Origin of the sequence: Pseudomonas sp. PDM18 (genome assembly GCF_014852585.1) — a bacterium.
GTDB lineage: Bacteria > Pseudomonadota > Gammaproteobacteria > Pseudomonadales > Pseudomonadaceae > Pseudomonas.
In genome coordinates this window covers 12,926-34,238 of the sequence record NZ_JACVBX010000007.1, presented here as the reverse complement: position 1 = coordinate 34,238, position 21,313 = coordinate 12,926, and the positions used below count along the sequence as shown (strand labels likewise).

The 21,313-nt window shown below is 65.9% G+C and carries 18 protein-coding genes; 11 read left to right on the top strand and 7 right to left on the bottom strand.

Features of this window, described 5'->3' with window-relative positions; genetic code table 11:
- Position 1: 1 nt before the first annotated feature.
- Positions 2-1,303, bottom strand: a complete 1,302-nt coding sequence (locus IB274_RS15515) for a sensor histidine kinase (RefSeq protein WP_192432828.1) — start codon at positions 1,301-1,303, stop codon at positions 2-4.
- Positions 1,304-1,604: 301 nt separating this feature from the next.
- Here IB274_RS15515 and eat point away from each other — a divergent pair, with 301 nt between their 5' ends.
- The 3 genes from eat (at position 1,605) to IB274_RS15500 (ending at position 4,175) form a co-directional block, all read left to right on the top strand.
- A complete protein-coding gene (gene eat / locus IB274_RS15510) occupies positions 1,605-2,969 on the top strand; it encodes an ethanolamine permease (protein WP_192432827.1) in 1,365 nt (454 codons plus the stop codon).
- 169 nt (positions 2,970-3,138) lie between these two features.
- Entirely contained in the window at positions 3,139-3,309 is a 171-nt protein-coding gene (locus tag IB274_RS15505) for a DUF2897 family protein (protein WP_081518671.1), read from the top strand.
- A gap of 101 nt (positions 3,310-3,410) precedes the next feature.
- Positions 3,411-4,175, top strand: coding sequence for a CPBP family intramembrane glutamic endopeptidase (locus IB274_RS15500; protein WP_192432826.1), 765 nt, complete (start codon positions 3,411-3,413; stop codon positions 4,173-4,175).
- A 120-nt stretch (positions 4,176-4,295) separates the two neighbouring features.
- Here the strand turns inward: IB274_RS15500 and IB274_RS15495 are convergent, their stop codons facing one another.
- Entirely contained in the window at positions 4,296-4,916 is a 621-nt protein-coding gene (locus IB274_RS15495) for a TetR/AcrR family transcriptional regulator (RefSeq protein ID WP_192432825.1), read from the bottom strand.
- 219 nt (positions 4,917-5,135) lie between these two features.
- Here IB274_RS15495 and IB274_RS15490 point away from each other — a divergent pair, with 219 nt between their 5' ends.
- From IB274_RS15490 to IB274_RS15455, 8 genes are all read left to right on the top strand, one after another.
- Positions 5,136-6,935 carry an acyclic terpene utilization AtuA family protein gene (locus IB274_RS15490; protein ID WP_192432824.1) on the top strand — a complete coding sequence of 600 codons (1,800 nt, stop codon included), beginning with the start codon at positions 5,136-5,138 and terminating at the stop codon, positions 6,933-6,935.
- Positions 6,936-7,043: 108 nt separating this feature from the next.
- Positions 7,044-7,919 carry an SDR family oxidoreductase gene (locus IB274_RS15485; RefSeq protein ID WP_192432823.1) on the top strand — a complete coding sequence of 292 codons (876 nt, stop codon included), beginning with the start codon at positions 7,044-7,046 and terminating at the stop codon, positions 7,917-7,919.
- A 3-nt stretch (positions 7,920-7,922) separates the two neighbouring features.
- Positions 7,923-9,539 (top strand): geranyl-CoA carboxylase subunit beta, encoded by a 1,617-nt coding sequence (atuC, locus tag IB274_RS15480; RefSeq protein WP_192432822.1) that lies wholly within the window; start codon positions 7,923-7,925, stop codon positions 9,537-9,539.
- A 104-nt stretch (positions 9,540-9,643) separates the two neighbouring features.
- Complete coding sequence (gene atuD, locus IB274_RS15475) at positions 9,644-10,804, top strand: citronellyl-CoA dehydrogenase (RefSeq protein ID WP_192432821.1); 1,161 nt, start codon at positions 9,644-9,646, stop codon at positions 10,802-10,804.
- 4 nt (positions 10,805-10,808) lie between these two features.
- Positions 10,809-11,603, top strand: a complete 795-nt coding sequence (atuE, locus tag IB274_RS15470; protein WP_192432820.1) for an isohexenylglutaconyl-CoA hydratase — start codon at positions 10,809-10,811, stop codon at positions 11,601-11,603.
- 16 nt (positions 11,604-11,619) lie between these two features.
- Positions 11,620-13,611, top strand: a complete 1,992-nt coding sequence (gene atuF, locus IB274_RS15465) for a geranyl-CoA carboxylase subunit apha (RefSeq protein ID WP_192432819.1) — start codon at positions 11,620-11,622, stop codon at positions 13,609-13,611.
- Between the two features lie 66 nt (positions 13,612-13,677).
- Positions 13,678-14,499: an SDR family oxidoreductase gene (locus IB274_RS15460; protein WP_192432818.1), complete on the top strand. Its 822-nt coding sequence runs from the start codon at positions 13,678-13,680 to the stop codon at positions 14,497-14,499.
- Positions 14,500-14,899: 400 nt separating this feature from the next.
- On the top strand, positions 14,900-16,717 hold the full coding sequence (locus IB274_RS15455) for a long-chain-acyl-CoA synthetase (protein ID WP_192432817.1): 1,818 nt from the start codon (positions 14,900-14,902) through the stop codon (positions 16,715-16,717).
- 114 nt (positions 16,718-16,831) lie between these two features.
- Here IB274_RS15455 and IB274_RS15450 read toward each other — a convergent pair whose 3' ends face one another.
- The 5 genes from IB274_RS15450 to IB274_RS15430 form a co-directional block, all read right to left on the bottom strand.
- Positions 16,832-17,398 (bottom strand): translation initiation factor 2, encoded by a 567-nt coding sequence (locus tag IB274_RS15450; RefSeq protein ID WP_192432816.1) that lies wholly within the window; start codon positions 17,396-17,398, stop codon positions 16,832-16,834.
- Between the two features lie 126 nt (positions 17,399-17,524).
- Entirely contained in the window at positions 17,525-18,244 is a 720-nt protein-coding gene (locus tag IB274_RS15445) for a hypothetical protein (RefSeq protein ID WP_192432815.1), read from the bottom strand.
- The gene (locus tag IB274_RS15440) at positions 18,241-18,834 is read right to left on the bottom strand and encodes an RNA polymerase sigma factor (RefSeq protein ID WP_192432814.1); all 594 of its coding nucleotides are present in this window, start codon (positions 18,832-18,834) and stop codon (positions 18,241-18,243) included. Before IB274_RS15440 ends, IB274_RS15445 begins: the two co-directional genes overlap by 4 nt.
- A 288-nt stretch (positions 18,835-19,122) precedes the next feature.
- The gene (locus IB274_RS15435; protein WP_045212506.1) at positions 19,123-20,562 is read right to left on the bottom strand and encodes a PLP-dependent aminotransferase family protein; all 1,440 of its coding nucleotides are present in this window, start codon (positions 20,560-20,562) and stop codon (positions 19,123-19,125) included.
- A gap of 106 nt (positions 20,563-20,668) precedes the next feature.
- Entirely contained in the window at positions 20,669-21,304 is a 636-nt protein-coding gene (locus tag IB274_RS15430; RefSeq protein ID WP_192432813.1) for a response regulator transcription factor, read from the bottom strand.
- Positions 21,305-21,313 lie beyond the last annotated feature (9 nt).

The following is a 21,313-nucleotide window of genomic DNA, read 5'->3' as shown; positions in this document are numbered from 1 at the left end:
TTCAGGCGCTCCGTTTCAGTTCGCTGGCCTGCTGGATCGGCAGGCTGATGAGGAATCGCGTGCCGCGTCCGGGTTCGGACGCCACGCGGATACGACCGCCGTGGTCCTGGACGATCTTGTAGCTGATCGACAGGCCCAGGCCCGTGCCCTGCCCCACCGGCTTGGTGGTGAAGAAGGGGTCGAAGATGCGCGCGCGCACCTCCTCGTTCATGCCCTTGCCGTTGTCCTGCACCGAGAGGTGCACATGGGTTTCGTCCGCCCAGGACTTCACCTGGATCAGGCCGAATTTCTCCATGGCCTGGGCGGCGTTGGTCAGCAGGTTGAGCAGCACCTGGTTGATCGGGCTGGCGGCGCAGGCAACCTTGGGCAGCGCGCCCAACTGGGTAGCGACCTCGGCCTTGTCCTTGATGCTATTGCGCGCGATCAGCAGCGCGCTGCGCACGCAGTCGTTGAGGTCGACTTCCTCGCTGCGGGCGCGGTCCAGGCGGGCGAAATCCTTCAGCCCGCCGACCAGTTCGCCGATCTGCGCCAGGCCGAAATCGGTATCGCCGAACAGCTGGTCGAGATCGCCCACCAACTGCTCCAGCGCCGCCTCGTCACGGGCCTGCTCGAAGGCAGCGCGGGCGCGGGCCAGTTGCTCGGGCTCGCAGGCCGCATCGTCCAGGCACTCATTGAGGAGCGTTTGCGCCTCGGTCAGGCCGAGCAGCGGGATCAGCAGTTCGCGCAGCATCGCGACGTTGTTCTTCACGTAGCCCAACGGGGTGTTCAGTTCGTGGGCGACGCCGGCGACCATCTGCCCGAGGGAGGCCATCTTTTCCGACTGCACCAGCTGCGCCTGGGATTCGCGCAGGTCCTGCAGGGTCTTGTTGAGCACGCGATTGCGCTGGGCGACGCGCTGCTCCATGGCCTTGAGCAGGTCGAGCACCGTGCCGAGGCCGAGGTAGCGGCCCTGCTCGTCGATCAGCACGAAGTCCTCGGTAATCGGGTAGCTCAGTTGCGCGGTGACCTGCTGCGAGGCCTCCTCGAGGCTCAGGTCGGCGCGCACCTTCAGCGGCTGCGCGTTCATCACGTCGCTGGCCGGGCGGCGCCCCCAGAGGTCGCGGCCGAAGCGCTGCATGAAGATGTCCTGCAGGCCGTTGCGGCTGACCAGCCCCAGCGGCATTCCGGCGGCATTCACCACCGGCAGCGAAAGGAAGGAACGGTGCTCGGCGTCGAGGAAGCGCTCAGCCACGTCGCTGATGCTCAGTTCCGGGGCTAAGGGCGCTACCTGGCGCAACAGCTCGTGCAGGGCGCGGGTGGTCATCGGCGAATCTCCGGTCGCTGGGATGGGCGCCAGTAGACCAGCGGCAGATTGCCATCCTGTGACAGCCGTCGCGTGCTCGGGAAGCTTCACGGCGCGGTCATCGCCCTGCAACAAGCGCCGCTGCGGCGCACCCGAACGGGACGCGCGAAACACCTCCGCACCGCTTCGAAGCAGGCGAACAGGTGGCGAATGTTCACGAAACGACGCGATCAGGCAGTTTGCGACCGGGCTCCGGGGAATGGCACGGCCACTGCACGAACGCACGGGTCGTGTCTTTCATCCTCTGTCCTGGAGACCTCGCATGAGCACGCAACTCAAACCCACCCTCGGCACCCTGCACCTGTGGGGCATTGCCGTGGGCCTGGTGATTTCCGGTGAATATTTCGGCTGGAGCTATGGCTGGGGCGTGGCCGGCACCCTCGGCTTCCTGGTCACCACCCTGCTGGTGGCGACCATGTACACCTGCTTTATCTTCAGCTTCACCGAGCTGACCACCGCCATCCCCCATGCCGGCGGTCCCTTCGCCTACAGCCGCCGCGCCTTCGGCGAGAAAGGCGGGCTGGTGGCCGGGCTCGCCACGCTGATCGAGTTCGTCTTCGCCCCGCCGGCCATTGCCATGGCCATTGGCGCCTACCTCAACGTGCAGTTTCCGTCGCTGGATCCGAAGCACGCGGCAGTCGGCGCGTACCTGATCTTCATGACCCTGAACATCCTCGGCGTCAGCATCGCCGCCACCTTCGAGCTGATCGTCACGATCCTCGCAGTGGCCGAGTTGCTGGTGTTCATGGGCGTGGTGGCGCCGGGCTTCAGCTTCAGCAACTTCGTGCTCAATGGCTGGGCCGGCTCCGACAGCTTCGGCGGCGCAGCGATTGGCGGGATCTTCGCGGCGATCCCCTTCGCCATCTGGTTCTTCCTCGCCATCGAAGGCGCGGCCATGGCGGCCGAGGAAGCCAAAGACCCGAAACGCACCATTCCCAAGGCCTACGTCAGCGGCATCCTGACCCTGGTGGTGCTGGCCCTCGGGGTGATGCTGTTCGCCGGCGGCGCGGGCGACTGGAAGGCCCTCTCGGGAATCAACGACCCACTGCCGCAGGCCATGAAGATGGTGGTCGGCGAGAACTCCGGCTGGCTGCACATGCTGGTGTGGATCGGCCTGTTCGGCCTGGTCGCCAGCTTCCACGGCATCATCCTGGGCTACTCGCGGCAGTTCTTTGCGCTGGCCCGCGCCGGCTACCTGCCGCGCAGCCTGGCCAAGCTGTCGCGCTTCCAGACGCCGCACCGGGCGATCATCGCCGGCGGCCTGGTAGGCATCGCGGCGATCTACAGCGACGGCCTGATCGCCCTGCAGGGCATGAGCCTGACCGCCGCGATGATCACCATGAGCGTGTTCGGCGCCATCGTCATGTACATCATGAGCATGCTCAGCCTGTTCAAGCTGCGCCGCAGCGAACCGGACCTCGAGCGCAGCTTCCGCGCGCCGGGCTTCCCCGTGGTGCCGGGCATCGCCCTGGCGCTGGCCGTGCTGTGCCTGGTGGCGATGATCTGGTTCAACCTGCAGATCGCCGGAATATTCCTGGCCTTCATGGCGGCCGGCTTCGTCTACTTCCAGCTCACCGCCGCCCATCGCGCCAGCGCCCCGGCGGACGCCATGCTCACCGGCGCCTGATAGCTCCGCGAAAGTGAAGAACCCCGGCAACCGCCGGGGTTCTTCTTTGTGGTCGCTCTTACCTGACGCTGGCGGGCTCCGAAGCAATTGGTCTGAACCGGTCCACGCCTGACAAGGTCTGAATCACAGCGTATCGTGACCTTCTATTAATACTGTCGGAGACGGGACCATGCCCTGGTATGCCTGGTTGATCATCGCCCTAGCCTTGGGCTCAATCGTCGGCGCGCTGATGATGCTCCGCGACACCGCGAAGAAGCTCCCGCTCACCGAGGAACAGCTCAAGCGCATTCACGAGCGCAACGCCGAGATGGATGCCAAGGAAGCCGACGACAAGCGGTGAGAGTCGCCTAACTGACTGACGTTTCAGTTAAAAACTGGCCATGGCGATGGCCAGCGGCAATCGAAATTGCCTAGACTGCGCCTCCCTGGATGGAGGAAAGAATGCTCAGGAAACTCCTGCCGCTGCTGCCAATCGTGTTGTTGCTCTGCGGAGTCACGCTGGGTTTCGTCCAGTCGGTGGGGTTGCTGATCGGCGCCGTTTACGTCGCCTGGACCCTCTATGGCGAGCATCGCTTGCCGCGCCTGATCTGGTGGCTGGTGTGCCTCGTGCTCAGCATTGCCCTGGCCGCACACCTGCTGCCGGGCACTACCTCCTGGACCCTCTGGCCGGTGCGCCAGCTCAGCCCGGACGCTCCTGTCTACGCGCTGCACCTGTCCTGGGACAAGGCGCTGGTCGGCGCGACCCTGCTCGCCTGGTGGCTGTGCCGCGACTCCGTGCCGACGGAGAAGCGCTCGCCGGACTTCGCCGCCATCGTTATCGTCACCACTCTTTTCGCCGTGCCGCTGGTGGCCGTCGCTGGTGGCCTGGTGGTATGGAACCCGAAATGGCCGCCCGGCTTCTGGCTATGGATGCTGGTCAATGTCTGCGTAATCTCGCTGACCGAGGAAGCCTTCTTCCGCGGTCTGCTGCAGACTGAGTTGGTGCGCCGCTTGGGCGCCGTCGCCGGGGTGGCGGTCGCCAGCGTGCTGTTCGGCATGGTGCACTGGCCGATCAATCCGCTGTTCGCCGTGGTCGCAGGCATCGCCGGCCTGGGCTACGGCCTGGCCTTCCACTTCAGCGGGCGCCTGGCGGTACCGGTACTGCTGCACGCGGCAGTGAACTGCCTGCACCTGCTGCTGTTCAGTTATCCGTTGCGGATTATCTGAGCCAAGCCGCTTTTCTGTGAGCGAGCTTGCTCGCGAACCAGCTCCGCGGCGGGGCCATTCGCGAGCAAGGGCCAGGCGCCCCCTAGGTCCTGCGAAGAGCCCTGCGCCAAGCGCTGGAAATTAATCGCGCATCACCAATAGCAGCGCCTGCTCGGCCAGCTCGTCAAGGGTCAGGCTGCCTTCGGGGCGGAACCAGGTGATGGACCAGGATAGAGCCCCAGTAAGGAAGCGCCGCAGGATGAACGGGTCGCCCTGGCTGAAGCCGGCCGCGCGCGCCTCTTCCAGCACTTCCAGCCACATCTGCTCGTAGATGTCGCGAAGGCTTAGGATGTACGTTTGGCCCTCTTCCGACAGCGAGCGCCATTCGTAGACCAACACCGCCATCGCCTCGCCGGTGCCGCCGGTGATCGACTGCAGCTCGCAGCGGATCAGCGCCAGCAAGCGCTCGCGCAAGGTCGTCGCATCGGCCAGCGCGGCACGCATCAGGGCGGTGTTGTAGAGGATGGTTTCCTCCATCACCGAGCGGAGGATTTCGTCCTTGCTCTTGAAGTGATGGAAGATGCTGCCGGACTGGATGCCCACGGCGCCGGCCAGATCGCGCACCGTGGTGCGTTCGTAGCCCTTGCTGCGGAACAGGTGCGCGGCGGTGTGCAACAGCTTGCCGCGGGCGCTCTCCGGGTCGGTGATCTGCCCGGTCTTGACCAGCTCCAGCATGACTTCGCGGGCTTTGCGGTCATCCACGCTGTTCTCTCCCCATGAGGCCCATCGGCCGATCTGCTCAGGGCGATTCATCGAAACGCCCTGCAAGTGCTTGTGTTGTCTGACGAAATGTAAGCCCCCGAAGCCCAACCAAGCAAGCGCTTGGCCATCCATTGGTTGGGGTTGTCGTACTTTCGGGGCTTTTCAACCAAGCGCTTGCTTGGTAATGTCGATCCATCACTCAGCGTCACGGGCAGAACAATGACTAGAACCGTACGTATCGGCTGCGCCTCCGCCTTCTGGGGCGACACCTCCACTGCCGCTGCACAATTGGTGCGCGGCGCGGAAATGGATTACCTGGTATTCGACTACCTCGCCGAAATCACCATGTCGATCATGGCCGGCGCCCGCCTGAAGAATCCCGAGGCAGGCTACGCCACCGACTTCGTCGAAGTGATGACACCCCTGCTGGGTGACATCGCGGCGAAACAGGTGCGCGTGATCAGCAACGCTGGCGGGGTGAATCCCTCGGCCTGCGCCAGCGCCCTCGCCGCCGCCTGCGAAAAGGCTGGCGTGGCGCTGAAGATCGCCGTGGTGCACGGCGACAACCTGCAGCCGCGCCTGGGCGAGCTGGCCAAGGCCGGTATCCGCGAGATGTTCTCGGGCGCACCGATGCCGCCGATGTGCGTCTCGGTCAACGCCTACCTTGGCGCCCCCGGCATCGTCGAAGCGCTGAAGGCCGGCGCCGATATCGTCATCACCGGCCGCGTGGTGGACAGCGCAGTAGTCAGCGCCGCCCTGGTACACGAATTCGGCTGGGCCTGGAACGACTACGACAAGCTGGCCCAGGCCGCGCTGGCCGGGCACATCATCGAATGCGGCGCGCAGTGCACCGGCGGCAACTTCACCGACTGGGAAAGCGTGCCGGACTACGAGCACATTGGCTTCCCGCTCGTCGAAGTACAGGCCAGCGGCGACTTCGTGGTGACCAAGCCGCAAGGCACCGGCGGGCTGGTGACGCCGCTGTCGGTGGGCGAGCAGATGCTCTACGAGATCGGCGACCCGCGCGCCTACCTGCTGCCCGACGTGGTCTGCGATTTCACCCAGGTCGAACTCGCCCAAGTGGGTGACAACCGCGTGGCCGTCAGCGGCGCACGCGGTCTGCCGCCGACCGGGCAATACAAGGTCAGCGCCACCTATCCGGACGGATTCCGCTGCACCGCCAGCTGCCTGATCGCCGGCATCGACGCGGTGAAGAAGGCCGAGCGAGTCAGCCAGGCGATCATCACCAAGACTGAGGAAATCCTCATGGAACGCGGTTGGGGTCCTTACCGCGAGGTCAGCGTGGAACTGCTCGGCAGCGAAGCCACCTACGGCCCGCACGGGCGCCGCAGCGACAACCGCGAGATCGTCGTGAAGCTTGCCGTGCGGCACAGCCGCAAGGAAGCGCTGGTGCTGTTCTCCCGCGAGATCGCCCAGGCCGCCACCGGCATGGCGCCGGGCCTGACCGGCATCGTCGGCGGCCGACCGACCGTGTACCCGGTGATCCGCCTGTTCTCCTTCCTGATCGACAAGGACCGCTGCGAGCTGGCTGTGGACATCGACGGTGAGCGCCACGGCGCCGCCCCGGCCGCCCTCGGCACCTTCGACCCCGCCGCACTGGCCGACGACTTTCCCGTACCGGCCGCCAGCGGCCCGGCCCAGGCCAGCGTACCGCTGGTGAAGCTGGCCGTGGCGCGCTCCGGCGACAAGGGCAACCACAGCAATATCGGCGTCATGGCCCGCAAGGCCGAATACCTGCCGTGGATCGCCGAGGCGCTGAGCGAAGGCGCCGTGGCCGAGTGGATGCAGCACGTGCTCGACCCGCAGCTTGGCCGCGTCAGCCGCTGGCACCTGCCCGGCACCCACAGCCTGAACTTCCTGCTGGAGAACGCCCTGGGCGGCGGCGGCGTCGCGAGCCTGCGCATCGACCCGCAGGGCAAGGCTTTCGCCCAGCAGTTGCTGGAATTCCCGGTGGCGGTGCCGCAGCACATCGCCGATGAAGTGAACGCGCGCCAATGAAATGAACGTAGGGCGGATAACGCCACCAGCGTTATCCGCCAATCACCAACGGCGAATGAAGCGTGCCGCTTCATTCGCCCTACGGGATACCTCGGAGTCAGAACAACAATGAGCTACGACTCGATCTTCAAGCCCGGCCTGTTCGACGGCCAGACCATCATCGTCACCGGCGGCGGCAGCGGCATCGGCCGTTGCACCGCCCATGAGCTGGCGGCCCTCGGCGCCCACGTGGTGCTGGTCGGACGCAAAGCCGAGAAGCTGGAGAAGACCGCTGGTGAAATCATCGAGGACGGCGGCAGCGCCAGCTGGCACAGCTGCGACATCCGCGACGAAGAAGCGGTGAAGGCGCTGGTGGCGCAGGTCCTCGCCGAGCGCGGGCCGATCCATCACCTGGTCAACAACGCCGGCGGCCAGTACCCCGCGCCGCTGGCCTCGATCAACCTGAAGGGCTTCGAGGCCGTGGTGCGCACCAACCTGGTGGGCGGCTTCCTGATGGCCCGCGAAGTGTTCAACCAGAGCCTGAGCAAGACTGGCGGCAGCATCGTCAACATGCTCGCCGACATGTGGGGCGGCATGCCTGGCATGGGCCACTCCGGCGCCGCCCGCGCCGGCATGGAGAACTTCACCAAGACCGCTGCCATCGAGTGGGGCCACGCCGGGGTGCGGGTCAACGCCGTGGCGCCCGGTTGGGTCGCTTCCAGCGGCATGGACACCTACGAGGGAGCGTTCAAGGCGGTGATCCCGACCCTGCGCGAGCACGTGCCGCTCAAGCGCATCGGTACCGAGTCGGAAGTCTCCGCCGCCATCGTCTTCCTGCTCTCTCCCGGCGCCGCCTTCATCAGCGGCAACACCATTCGCATCGACGGCGCCGCCAGCCAGGGCAGCCGCGCCTTCCCGTTGGCGAAGGGCAAGCCGGGGCAGAGCCGTTCCTACAACGGTTTCCACCGCGCCTACCTGCCCGACGTGCTGAAGGATCAGGAGTAAGCGATGCCCGTCATCCAATCCGAACTCGACCCTCAGGGCGAAGAATTCGCCCGCAACCGCGAGGCCATGCTGGCCGCCGTGGCGAGCTTCCGCGAGGTCGAACAGAAGGTGCTGGACAAGGCCGCCGAGGCCAAGCCCAAGTTCGACAAGCGCGGCCAATTGCTGCCCCGCGAACGCCTGAACCTGCTGCTGGACCCTGGCGCGCCGTTCCTCGAAATCTCCTCGCTGGCAGGCTACAAGCTGCATGACGACAAGGACGGCACCCAGGCCGGCGGCGGCATCATCTCCGGCATCGGCTACATCGCCGGGGTGCGCTGCCTGGTGACCGCCAGCAACAGCGCAATCAAGGGCGGCACCATCTCCCCCACCGGGCTGAAGAAGACCCTGCGCCTGCAGCAGATCGCCTTCGAGAACAAGCTGCCAGTGGTGGCGCTGACCGAGAGCGGCGGCGCCAACCTGAACTACGCGGCGGACATCTTCGTAGAGGGTGCGCGCGGTTTCGCCAACCAGGCACGCATGTCGGCGATGGGCATTCCGCAAATCACCGTGGTCCACGGCTCGTCCACCGCCGGCGGCGCGTACCAGCCGGGACTGTCAGACTACGTTGTGGTGGTGCGCGGCAAGGCCAAGATGTTCCTCGCCGGGCCGCCACTGCTCAAGGCCGCCACCGGTGAGATCGCCACTGATGAGGAACTGGGGGGCGCGGAACTGCACGCCCAGGTCGCCGGCACCGCCGAATACCTGGCGGAGAACGACGCCGACGGCGTGCGCCTGGCCCGCGAAATCCTCGCCGCATTGCCGTGGAATGCGCAGTTGCCGGCGCGCCCGAAACAGGAGTGGAACGCGCCGTTGTATCCAGCCGAGGAACTGCTCGGCGTGGTCCCGGCGGACGCCAAGAAGCCCTATGACGTGCGCGAGATCATTGCGCGCATCGCCGACGGCTCGCGCTTCCTCGACTTCAAGAACGAGTTCGACAGCCAGACCGTCTGCGGCCACCTGCACATCGAAGGTCACGCCTGCGGCCTGATCGGCAACAACGGCCCGATCACCCCGCAGGGCGCGGCCAAGGCGGCGCAGTTCATTCAGCTGTGCGAGCAGAGCAACACGCCGATCCTGTTCCTGCACAACACCACCGGCTTCATGGTCGGCACCGAGTCCGAGCGCCTGGGCGTGATCAAGCACGGCTCGAAGATGATCCAGGCGGTGGCCAACGCCACGGTGCCCAAGCTCACGCTGGTCGTCGGAGGTTCCTACGGCGCCGGCAACTACGCCATGTGCGGCCGCGGGCTGGACCCGCGCTTCATCTTCGCCTGGCCCAACAGCCGCACCGCCGTGATGGGCGGCGCCCAGGCCGGCAAGGTGCTGCGCATCGTCACCGAGGAAAAGCACACCAAGGAGGGCAAGGAGCCCGACCCGAAGATGCTCGACATGCTCGAACAGATGACCGCGCAAAAGCTCGACGCCCAGTCCACCGCGCTCTACGGCACGGCGAGCCTGTGGGACGACGGGCTGATCGACCCGCGCGACACCCGCGCGTTGCTCGGCTACCTGCTGGACATCTGCGCGGAGGCGGCAGTACGGCCGCTGAAGAACAACCGTTTCGGCGTCGCACGATTTTGACCGTAGGGCGCATGACGCCGCCGGCGTCATCCGCCATGCCGGCGGATAAAGCGTTCCGCTTTATTCGCCCTACCTGACTTGAAAGATCCCACGGAGAACAAGAAATGATCTTCACCCAGGAACACGAAGAACTCCGCCGCACCGTCCGCAACTTCGTCGAGCGCGAGATCAACCCCTACGTCGACGAGTGGGAAAAGGCCGGACGCTTCCCGATCCATGAAGTCTTCAAGAAGGCCGGCGACCTGGGCCTGCTGGGTATCTCCAAGCCGGAGAAATTCGGCGGCATGGGCCTGGACTACAGCTACTCGGTGGTCGCCGCCGAAGAGTTCGGCACCATCCATTGCGGCGGCGTGCCGATGGCCCTGGGCGTGCAGACTGACATGTGCACACCGGCGTTGGCGCGCTTCGGCTCGGACGAGCTGCGCGAGGAATTCCTGCGCCCGGCAATCGCCGGCGAGATGGTCGGCTGCATCGGCGTCTCGGAAGTCGGCGCCGGCTCCGACGTGGCAGGCCTGAAGACCACCGCGCGCAAGGATGGCGACGACTATGTCATCAACGGCAGCAAAATGTGGATCACCAACTCGCCATCGGCCGACTTCATCTGCCTGCTGGCCAACACCTCCGACGACAAGCCCCACGTCAACAAGTCGCTGATCATGGTGCCGATGAAGTCCAAGGGCATCAGCGTCAGCCCGCACCTGGACAAACTCGGCATGCGCAGCTCGGAGACCGCCCAGGTGTTCTTCGACGACGTGCGCGTGCCGCAGCGCAACCGCATCGGCGCCGAGGGCGCGGGCTTCATGATGCAGATGCTGCAGTTCCAGGAGGAACGCCTGTTCGGCGCCGCCAGCGGGATCAAGGGACTGGAGTACTGCGTCAACGCAACCATCGACTACTGCAAGGAGCGCAAGACCTTCGGCCAGGCGCTGATCGACAACCAGGTCATCCACTTCCGCATGGCCGAGCTGATGACCGAGATCGAGTGCCTGCGCGCCCTCACCTACCAGGCCACCGAACAGTACATCCGCGGCAAGGATGTGACCCGCCTGGCCTCCATGGCCAAGCTCAAGGTCGGCCGCCTGGCCCGCGAAGTCACCGACGCCTGCCTGCAGTACTGGGGCGGCCAGGGCTTCATGTGGGAAAACCCCGTCTCCCGCGCCTACCGCGACACCCGCCTGGTATCCATTGGCGGCGGCGCGGACGAAATCATGCTGGGCATCATCTGCAAGATGATGGGCACCCTTCCGGGCAAGAAGAAGGGCTGACGCCATGACCCTGCCGAACTGCGAAACCCTGCTGCTGGAACGTGACGGCGGCGTGCTGCACGTCACCCTGAATCGCCCGGACAGCCGCAACGCCATGAGCCTGGCGATGGTCAGCGAACTGCGCGCGGTGCTCGCCGCCGTGCGCGACGACCGCGCGATGCGCGCCATCGTCCTGCGCGGCGCTGGCGGGCACTTCTGCGCCGGTGGCGACATCAAGGACATGGCTGGCGCCCGCGCTGCCGGGCCAGACGCCTATGCAGCACTGAACCGTGCCTTCGGCGGCCTGCTGGAGGAAGCCCAGGCGCAACCCCAGGTGCTGGTCGCGGTGCTGGAAGGCGCGGTGCTCGGCGGCGGCTTCGGCCTCGCCTGCGTCTCGGACATCGCCCTGGCGGCGGCGGACGCGCAGTTCGGCCTGCCGGAAACCAGCCTCGGCATCCTGCCGGCGCAGATCGCGCCCTTCGTGGTGAAGCGCATCGGCTTGACCCAGGCGCGCCGCCTGGCGCTCACCGCCGCCCGCTTCGACGGCCGCGAGGCGCTGCGCCTGGGCCTGGTGCATGCCTGCGCGGACAGCGCCGAAAGCCTCGGCGAACAGCTTGCCCAGACGCTCGACCAGATCCGCCGCTGTGCCCCCGGTGCCAACGCCGCCACCAAGGCGCTGCTGCTGGCCACCGAGACCCAGGCCCTCGGCCCGCTGCTGGACGATGCCGCCCGCCAGTTCGCCGCTGCGGTGACCGGTGCGGAAGGCGCCGAAGGCACCCTGGCCTTCGTGCAGAAACGCAAACCGAACTGGGCGCAGTAGCCCCGAGGAAACCGTCATGCCCAGCTTCGACAAGATCCTCATCGCCAACCGTGGCGAGATCGCCTGCCGGGTGATCCGCACCGCCCACGACCTGGGCTACCGCACCGTGGCCGTGTACAGCGAGGCCGACGCCAACGCCCGCCATGTGCAACTGGCCGACGAAGCCGTGTGCATCGGCCCGGCGCCCGTGGGCCAGTCCTACCTGAAGCCGGAAGCGATTCTCGACGCGGCGCAGCGCACCGGCGCCGGCGCCGTCCACCCCGGCTACGGCTTCCTCTCGGAGAACGCCGACTTCGCCCGCGCCTGCGAGGCCGCTGGCATCGTCTTCATCGGCCCTGGCGTGGAAGCCATCCACCTGATGGGCAGCAAGCGCCTGTCGAAGATCGCCATGCTCGAAGCCGGCGTGCCCTGCATCCCCGGCTACGAAGGCGCGGAACAGGACGACGCCACCCTCACCCGCGAAGCGCAGCGCATCGGTTACCCGCTGATGATCAAGGCCAGCGCCGGCGGTGGCGGACGCGGCATGCGTCTGGTGACCCGCAGCGAAGACCTCGCCGAACAGCTGCGCACCGCGCGCTCGGAAGCGCAGAACGCCTTCGGTAGCGGCGAGCTGATCCTGGAAAAGGCTGTGGTGCAGCCGCGCCACGTGGAAATCCAGGTATTCGGCGACAGCCACGGCCACATCGTTTATCTGGGCGAGCGCGACTGCTCGGTGCAGCGCCGCCACCAGAAAGTCATCGAGGAAGCGCCCTGCCCCGTACTCAGCGAGGAACTGCGCGCGGCCATGGGCGAGGCCGCGGTAAAGGCCGCCGCGTCGGTCAACTATCTGGGCGCCGGCACCGTGGAGTTCCTGCTGGACCCCAGCGGCGCCTTCTACTTCCTGGAAATGAACACCCGCCTGCAGGTGGAGCACCCGGTCACCGAGTTGGTCACCGGCCAGGACCTGGTGGCCTGGCAGATCCGCGTCGCCGAAGGCCATCCGCTGCCGCTGACGCAGGAGCAGATCCAGCTCAAGGGCCACGCCATCGAAGTGCGTCTGTATGCCGAAGACGCTGGCCACGGTTTCCTCCCGCAGACCGGCCAGATACTGCGCTGGACGCCGCCGCAGCTGGGCGGCATCCGCATCGACCACGGCCTGCGCGAAGGCCAGCCAGTGACGCCGTTCTATGACCCGATGCTGGCCAAGGTCATCGCCCACGGCGCCACCCGAGACGAGGCCCGGCGCAAGTTGGTGCGCGCCGTCGAGGATTGCGTGCTGCTGGGCGTGACCGGCAACCAGCGCTTCCTCGCCAACCTGCTCAAGCACCCGGAGTTCGCCGCCGGCAAGGCCACCACCGCGTTCATCGGCGAGCAGTTTGCCGGCGATCCGAGCCTGGCCCCGCGCCAGCCGCAGGTACTGGAACTGGCCTGCGCCGCCGCCCTGCTCTACCAGGCCTCGGCCAGCGATCGCGCGCACCAGCCCGGCCTTTCCGGCTGGCGCAGTGCGGGCAGCGCGCCGTGGCGCTTTGCGCTCAAGCATGGCGAGGAAAAATTCGTCGTCGAGCTGGAGGTGCGCGAGCACGGTCCCCAGCCGACGCTGCTGGCGCGCATCGGTGACAGCGAGATCAACCTGCGCCTGCTCGGCGAAGAGAACGGCGACGCCATACTTGAAGCCGACGGCGTGCGCCGCCTCCTGCCTTTCCACCGCGATGGGGCACGCCTGTGGCTGTATGGCGCGGACGGCAACCTGGAACTGCAGGACGTCACCCATGAACCAGCCGGCGCTTCCGCAGGCGCGGGCTCCGGCACAGTGAAGGCGCCGATGGATGGCGCCATCGTCGACGTGCTGGTGGCCGAGGGCACGCGGGTCAGCAAGGGCCAACTGCTGCTGGTGCTCGAAGCGATGAAGATGGAGCACCCGCTCAAGGCCGGCGTCGACGGCGTGATCCGCCGCGTGCAGGTGATCAAGGGCGAACAGGTGAAATCCCGGCAATTGCTGGTGGAGGTCGAGGCGCTGGAGTCTGCCTGAACCGCTTTTCGTAGGAGCGATCACCCTTTCCGTCAGAACAAGACAACAAGAACACGGAGCACCCAAATGTCCCTTTCCGGCAAAACCCTCTTCATCACCGGCGCCAGCCGTGGCATCGGCCGCGAGATCGCCCTGCGCGCCGCCCGCGATGGCGCCAACATCGTCATCGCCGCCAAGAGCGCCGAGCCCCACCCGAAACTCGAAGGCACCATCTTCAGCGTCGCCGAGGAAGTCGAGGCCGCCGGCGGCAAGGCGCTGGCCCTGCAACTGGACGTGCGCGACGAGAATGCCGTGCGCGACGCCATGGCCAAGGCCGCCGAACACTTCGGCGGGATCGACGCGGTGGTGAACAACGCCGGTGCCATCAAGCTGGTCGGCGTGGAGCGCCTGGAGCCTAAGCGCTTCGACCTGATGTACCAGATCAACACCCGCGCCGTGATGGTTTGCAGCCAGGCCGCGCTGCCCTACCTCAAGCAGAGCAAGGGCCACATCCTCAGCCTGTCGCCGCCGATCAACCTGGCCGGCAAGTGGTTCGCCCAGCACGGTCCCTACACCGTCACCAAATACGGCATGAGCATGCTCACCCTGGGGATGCACGAGGAGTTCAAGAAGTACGGCATCAGCGTCAACGCCCTGTGGCCGAAGACCATGATCGCTACCGCCGCCATCGAGTTCGAACTGGGCAGTCGCGACGCCTTCAAGCGCGCGCGTACCCCAGCGATCATGGCCGACGCCGCCTACGCCATCCTCTCCAGCAGCGAACGCGCCATCAGTGGACGCCTGCTGATCGACGAGGACATCCTCCGCGAACAGGGCCAGAGCGACTTCGAGCAGTACCGCTTCGACCCGAACGGCGGCAGCCTGGTACCCGACCTGTTCCTCGACTGACCGCCGCGCCATATCTGCCTTCCGTCGCAACACGGCCAACGGCGGATAACCGCAAGCGGTTATTCGCCCTACGCCCCCCACGCACTGCCCCCGTAGGGCGCATAACGCGGCACGCGTTATCCGCCGTCCATCGCACCGCGGCCAACGGTGGATAACCCAATACGTCCTCTTCACCCAATAGCCGTCAAACAGTCCGCCCCGTGGCGTTTACCAATCGACACAAACCCGCCCTGGCCGTCCAGCCATGCCCTCCTAGACTGCGATGAACGCTCTGCCGGCCGGTTTGCCGATCTGCCCGGCCGCGCGCGCGCCTGGGCCATAGCCTCCCGCCAGGGGCCGACCTAGAGTCGCGCTGGAGCGTCTGCACGCCAGACAACAATGACAATAAGGGCACGCGTCAATGAGCCAAGCCGACATCATCACCCCGACTCGCTTCCTCGCCCATCTGCCGGCCACCCTGGGCCGCGTGCCACGCATGCTGCGCGGGCTGTACTACACCGGCATCCGCAACCGCGAGAAGAACCTCTCCCTGGGCTGGGCGTTGGAGCGCGCTGCGCGCCTCTACCCGGACAGTCCGGCGCTGATCGACGAACGCCGGCGCCTGTCCTACGCCCTTTTCAACGGCTGGGCCAACCGCCTGGCGCGGGCCTTCCAGGCCGAGGGTGTGGGCCATGCCAGCGTGGTGGCGGTGATGCTGGAGAACCGTGCCGAACTCATGGTGGTGCTCGCCGCTCTGGCCAAGCTCGGCGCCATCGGCGCACTGGTGAATACCACCCAGCGCGGCCAGGTGCTCAGCCACAGCCTTAACCTGGTCAAGCCCAGCCACTTCGTGGTCGGCGAAGAACTGCGCGAGGCTTTCGAGGACGTCCGCCCGGCCCTGGAGAACAGCGGTGGTCGCTGCTACTGGATCGCCGACGGTGAAGACGCGGCACAGGCACCGACCGGCTGGCAGAGCCTGATGCGCCTGGCCCAGGAGCAGGATTCGAACAACCTTGCCGAGACTGCGCGGGTGCGTCTGAAGGACGCCTGTTTCTACATCTACACCTCCGGCACCACCGGTCTACCGAAGGCTTCGATCATGAGCCACGGCAAGTGGATCAAGGCCTACGGCGGCTTCGGCCACTCCGGGCTCGGGCTGACTAACAGCGACGTGCTCTACCTGACCCTGCCCTGCTACCACAACAACGCCGTGACCGTGTGCTGGAGCGCCGTGCTCGCCGGTGGCGCGGCCATCGCCCTGCGCCGCAAGTTCTCCGCCAGCGCCTTCTGGAAGGACGTGCAGACCTACCAGGCAACCTGTTTCGGCTACATCGGCGAACTCTGCCGCTACCTGCTCAACCAGCCGCAGTGCGCGGAAGAGCGCGGCAACACGCTGACCTCCATGATCGGCAACGGCCTGCGCCCGTCGATCTGGAACGAGTTCAAGGAGCGCTTTGGCATTGAGCGGATCACCGAGTTCTATGCCTCCAGCGAGGGCAATATCGGCTTCACCAACGTGTTCAACTTCGACAATACGGTAGGTTTCTCGCCGGCAACCTACGCGATCGTGCGGTATGACCTGGAGAACGACCAGCCCGTTCGCGGCGCCAAGGGGTTCATGGAAAAGGTCGACAAGGGCGAAGCTGGCCTGCTGATCAGCGAGATCAGCGACAAATGGCCCTTCGACGGCTACACCGACCCGGCCAAGAGCGAGGCAGTGATCTACCGCAACGTGTTCAAGGAAGGCGATACCTGGTTCAATACCGGCGACCTGATGCGCGACATCGGTTTCAAGCACACGCAGTTCGTCGATCGCCTGGGCGACACCTTCCGCTGGAAGGGCGAGAACGTCTCCACCACCGAAGTGGAAAACGCCCTGGGCGCCTTCCCCGGCGTGGAGGATGCGGTGGTCTACGGCGTGGAGATTCCCGGTACCAATGGCCGCTGCGGCATGGCCGCGCTGCGCCTGGCCGATGGCGCAAGCCTGGACACCGCTCAGTTGGCGGCACACCTGGACCGTGAGCTGCCGGCCTATGCCGTCCCGCTGTTCTTGCGCCTGCTGGCCCAGGTGGAGACCACCGGGACCTTCAAGTACAAGAAGACCGACCTCAAGCGCAACGCCTACGACCCTTCAGCCGTGACCGAGGCGCTGTTCGTGCGGCTACCTGGCGAGGCGGCCTACCGCGCGCTGGATGGGGCGATGTTCGAAGCGATTCGCAGCGGCGTGCACCGCTTCTAAGCGGTTCTTGGTAGGACCGAGGGAACCCCCAGTTCTTGCTCGCGAAGCTTTGCCCGGAGCTCCAGGCGCGGCGATGTTCGCGAGCAAGCTCGCTCCTATAGGGAAACCAGGAAATCAGTTGCGGAACTTGAACTGCAACTCGGCGCCGCGGATATCCGAGTGCCAACTGTCATCGTTGGTTTCGCGCTCATTCGGCTCACGCGAGATCAGCCGGCCCCCCACCTGGAACGGGCTTTGCCCGGTTTTCTCGCCGAACATCTGCGGTAGTAGCGGCTTGTCCTCCAACTCGACCACCGGCTTGTCGGGGTCGAGCTCGTGGATCATGTCCTTGGGCAGGCGTAGGTCGAGCTTCACCGGCGGCAGCGGATGCTTGACGACAGGGTCGACCGGCTTCTTCACCTGTGCAGGAGTTTTTGACGGCGCCTTGGCCTCGGGCTTGATAGCCGCTTCGACCGCCGGCGCCTTGGGCGAGGCCACAGCCTTGGCCGCGGCGGGCTTGGCTTCCGATTCCCGCGGTTGCTCGGCGGCCGGTTCGGGGGCAGGCACGGGCGCGTTGGCCGCAGGGGCAGTGGCCGGTGCAGGCGCTGGGACCGGAGCGACAGCCTTGTCCTTGTGCTCATCGCCACAGGCAGCGAGGAGCAGGGACAAACTGGCGAAAATAAGAATTCGGGACTTCTTCATGGAGCGGACCGTCAGAAAAACCGCGCAATGCTGGCGCGAGTTGCGAGGCAGAGCAAGAACCTTACCAAGACAAAGCGTTACTAGGATCAGTCTGACAGACGTGGTCTGAACCCTGCCTGTCATTGATCAAGGGTTGTCAGGCAAATCCTTCAGGGCTCGATCGATATCGAGGCCCGGAAAGCGTTGTCGCAAGCTTTCGCGCACACGACCAGCCTCCTCCTTCTGCCCCTTGCCCTGCAAGTCGCGCAGATGCAGCAGACTACTGCGCGGCTCGTCGGCCTCCTCCGCGAGCGTCTGCAACCCTCCCTCTACTTGCACGCTTGGGCGCGCCTGGGCATCAGACAGTTCGCGAGCTTCTGCCTGAGCTTTCGCTTTCGCGCTGTCCACAGCCATTTTCTTACTCATTGGCGCAGGCTTGGCGAGCGCGTCCATAGAAGCACCGGCAGCCACGCTATCCCTCTGCGGCGCAGCCATGCTCGGCTCCGCCATATAGGGCGCAGCGGCCGGAGCCGCTGGCGGCGCCATGGCCGGAGCAGGAGCCGGCGCGCGCATCATTGCCGGCGCGACCGGCGCGTCGTAGCGGTTCGGCGACTCCTCATAGGTGCGCAAGGTCAGGCTCAGGCCGATGCCCAGCGTCGCCAGTCCCGCAACGGCGACGCTCCAGCGCTGCCGGCTGCCGGAGCCCAACAGCCAGTGGTGCAGGCGCTGGCCGAGACTCGGCTTTTTCTCCTGAACGGCAGCTCGAGCGGCGGCCAGAATGCGCGCGTCCAGCTGTGCCGACGGCTGTTCATCGCTGTGCCGGCGGTAGTGCTCGAGCATGTCCTGCTCGTGCGGATCGCGGTTCATGGGTTCACCTCCTCGGTCACCGACGGGTCGGACAGCAACCGACGCAATTTCTGCATGGCATAGCGAAGCCGGCTCTTCACCGTTTCGGCCGGAGTTTTCGTCAGTTCGGCAATTTCGTTCAGCTCAAGGTCGCCATGGGTGCGCAGCAGGAATACTTCGCGCTGTTCCTCCGGCAGCGACTCCAGCGCTCCCTGCAGGCGCCGTTGGTCGCGGCTCAGGCTTAGCTCGCGCTCGGGATCGATGCTTTCGCCGGCCAGTGCGTCGCCGTGCAGTTGCTCGTCGAAGCTTTCCTGGCGGCCTTGGTGACGGCCCAGCTTGCGCCAATGGTCGATCAGGCGGTTGCGACCGATCTGGTACAGCCAGGTCTTGAAGCTGGCCGCGCCCAGCGGCTGGCTGTCGCTACGGATCAGGCTCATCCAGGTTTCCTGGAACACTTCCTCAGCCTGGCCGTGATCGCCACAAAGGCCGCAGAGGAAGCGGAACAGGCCGAGGCGATGGCGAGCGTAGAGCTCGGCGAAGGCCTCGGCGTCGCCTTGTCGGTAGCGTCGCAGCAGTGCCGCGTCACTTTCGTCCTTGGGGGATATCTTCAACTCTCTCGATCCGTAACAGGGCAGGTTTTGGCTGGCGTCTCGCCAACGGCCGAGTAGCGCCGATGGCGCGGTACCCGGTGTAGCGCCGAGGCTATCGGGCAGAAGGTTTGGCGTGGCAAGCGGCACGGTGGCGGCCCCGTCGAAGGATCATCTTCCTTGGACGGGACGGCGCAGATAAACGGGTTAACCGTCGATAAGCATTCCGGTAGGAGTGGACTCCGCCCCGATGGGATACGGCGCGCTGCGGACCTATCGCGGACGGACTCCGCACCTACGCAATCCAGGCAATTACGCGGCGATCAGCTCTTCCTGGCAGAGCTGGCAGGCCAGCATGCCGAGGGTCATGATCGCCCGCTCCGCCTCGCGGTCCCACGGGATGCCGCAGGTCAGGCGCAGGCAGTTGTTGAATTGCTCGGTATTACTGAAGATCAGTCCCGGCGCGATGCTGATGCCCTGCTCCAGCGCTCGCACGTGCAGCTCCTTGGTGTTCACCTTGGCCGGCAGACTGACCCAGAGGATGAAGCCACCCTTGGGCCGGGTCATCTGCGTACCTTCGGGGAAGTACTGCTGCACCGCGAGTTGGTACGCGGTCATGTTCTTGCGGTACTCCTGGCGGATGTAGCGCAGGTGCCGGTCGTAGCCACCGTTCTCCAGGTACGCCGCCACGCCCATCTGGGTGACGGTGCACGCCGAGTGCGTGGTGAAGGTTTGCAGACGGCGGATTTCCTCCTGATAGCGCTCGGTGATGATCCAGCCGATGCGCACGCCCGGAGAAATGGTCTTGGAAAAGCTCGAGCAGTACACCACCCGACCATCACGATCGTGTGCCTTGAGCGCCTTGGTCTGGCCCTGGTCGAACATCAGCTCGCCATAGATGTCGTCCTCGATCACGCCGATGTTGTGTTCGGCGGTGAGCTTGAGCAGCGCCTTCTGGCGGTCTTCCGGAATAGTGCCGCCCAACGGGTTGCTCAGACGCGCGGTCAGCACCAGCGCCTTGATCGGCCATTGGTTGGCCGCCAGTTGCAGGGCCTCCAGGCTGATGCCGGTGAGCGGGTCGCTGGGGATCTCGATGACCTTGAGGCCGAGGATGTCGGCCAACTGCAGCAGCCCGTAGTAGCTAGGCGACTCGGTGGCGATCAGATCGCCCGGACGGGTCATCACGCGCAAGGCCATATGGATGGCGTCCACGCAGCCATGGGTGATGGTCACCTGGGTCGGGTCGACCACCACGCCAGCATCGCGCATGCGGATCGCCACCTGGCGGCGCAGCGGCTCGTAGCCGGGGCTGAACATGTAGCTGAAGGCGCGCGGGCTGGAAAAGCGCGTGACCTTGGCCAATTGCTGGTGCAGCGCGCGAACCGGGAGGTAATCCACGTGCGGCACGGCAGCGCCCAGCGGGAACACGCCTTCGCGGCGCGCCTCGGCGAGCACCTGGTTGATGATGCTGCTGCGGGTGACCAGGCCGGGCCGCTCGACTCGGGCGATATCCGGTGTGGATGCGGTCAGCGCCGGCGTGCGGTGCACGTAGAAGCCGGACTGCGGGCGCGCGCGGATCAGCCCCTGGTCTTCGAGGGTGGCATAGGCCTGGAGCACCGTGGCGTGGCTGACATTGAGCTGGGTACTCAACTTGCGCACGGACGGAACGCGCTCACCCGGCTGGTAGACACCACGACGGATGTCTTCCGCCAGTTGCTGGGCGATGCGCTGGTACAGCAGCAGATTGGACATGACGGCCATCCCTCGGTCATTGAACCGAAACAGTAGCCAAAAAGTGCAAACTGTTCCAGAACAGTCGAAAGCATTCCGTCCGATACAGTTGCACCGCCCTGCCCGCTCAGATCTCCCCGAGCCAGTCCAGCAGGCCCGCCACCACCAGTTGCGCGTCGGTGGTCAGGCCGAGCTTCTGCATGGCGTTTCGCTTGTGGGTGCTGATAGTGGAGACGCTGCGGTTGGTCCGCTCGGCGATCTCACCCACCGTGGCGCCATGGGCCAGGCGACGGATGATATCGATCTCGGTCGGGCTCAGCGGCTTGCCGGTGTGGCGCGGCGGCCGCAGCATCGGGTCGATGTAGGTTTCGCCCTTGCGGATGCGGGTGATGGCGTCGTCCAGCAGGCTCAACGGGTTGCGCTTGCAGACATAGCCTACGGCGCCGCACTTGACCGCCGCGGTCGCCAACAGCGGCGCGCCCATGACCGAGTAGACCAATACAGGCACTTCCGGATGGTGGCGCTGCAGCCACTCGATCAGGTGCACGCCGTCACGCCCACGGGCGCCGGGCAGCGCCAACTCGACGATGGCCAGGTCGACCTCGGGATGGGCATTGAGCACATCTAGCAAGCTGTCGGTATCGCTGACGAAGGCTTTCACCTGCGCCAGTTCGCGCTCCAGCAGATAGCGCTCCAGGCCCCAACCGATCATCGGTTGCGGGTCCGCCACGATTACGTTGAAAAGCTTCTTTTCCGATGACATCTCGTTCTC